We start from the raw sequence: 1,064 nt of genomic DNA on the forward strand, positions 1-1,064 counted from the left end.
AGAAAAACAAAAAACAGGTTTAAGTTATAATAAACTTAAACCTGTTTTAATTATTAAGCATCTTCATTATAATATTTATTTCATGAAGCAATATCATCACTATCTTCTTTTTTAGTTCCTTCTAATGCTGCTTCACTTTCGCGATCAAGATTTTTTTCTTCAACAGTTTCTTTAGTGCGGTCAACAATGAAATCATTTTCTGGTGCAGTTCGATTTTGTAATGATGAAATCTGCATTCTCATTCGTGACATTGTTAGATTATTATCTTTAAATTCAATAATTCATTGAATTGGCAATGTTAATGGATCAATTTTTTTCGAATTACGAATCAACATTAATAACATATTAATGAACTTTCCAAAACCTTCTTCACCAACTCAATGATCCATTTCTAATGGATCATGTACTAATTGGTTTTTAACTAAATTATAATTTGAAGCATGTGCTTCAGTAATTCTTTCAGCTCACTCTGATTCCGAAATTAAATAAAAGTTAGTTGATAAACTACAATTAAATAAATGTTGTTGATTTTTAAATAATGAAAAATTAAATTTATCAACAATAATGGCACTAATACTAATTGTTAGACCTGACAAATCAGTTACATCATTCATTCAACGAAAAATTGCTTGAACATAACGAAGAATAAATTTTAATTTTCCCGATGAATAAAGAACTGTTTTTCAACTTTCATAATCAAATTGATATTCTGCATCATGACGGACCTTGCGAATGTTTTCATCAGGTTCTAAGTCCAAGAACTCTTCAGCTGATAAAATTATCATATCTTTTTTCATACGATTACTCCCCTATAAAGATAACCTATCTATTTAATTTAACTTATAAATGAATTATACCATAAACTTAGGAATAAAACCATCTGTTAACCGATAAAGGGTGGAATAAAGTAAGTGTTTGTTTAATAGACATAAATTTAATGCTTGGAATTATGTAAAATGAAGTGCAACAAACCTTATTAGGCATCGTGTAAGTGAAGTGCAACAAATCAACTCAGAAAGGAGTTGATTTTTTAATGGAAAGAAAACATTATTTTATTTTACGGT

Annotated in this window: 1 protein-coding gene; it reads right to left on the reverse strand. The window is 27.5% G+C overall.

Annotated features, from left to right (window positions below; all coding sequences use genetic code 4):
* Positions 1 to 53 precede the first annotated feature (53 nt).
* On the reverse strand, positions 54 to 797 hold the full coding sequence (locus tag TS70_RS06620) for a hypothetical protein (RefSeq protein ID WP_040093496.1): 744 nt from the start codon (positions 795 to 797) through the stop codon (positions 54 to 56).
* Positions 798 to 1,064 lie beyond the last annotated feature (267 nt).

It is taken from the genome of Spiroplasma sp. hyd1, from assembly GCF_016082235.1.
GTDB lineage: Bacteria > Bacillota_I > Bacilli_A > Mycoplasmatales > Mycoplasmataceae > Spiroplasma > Spiroplasma poulsonii.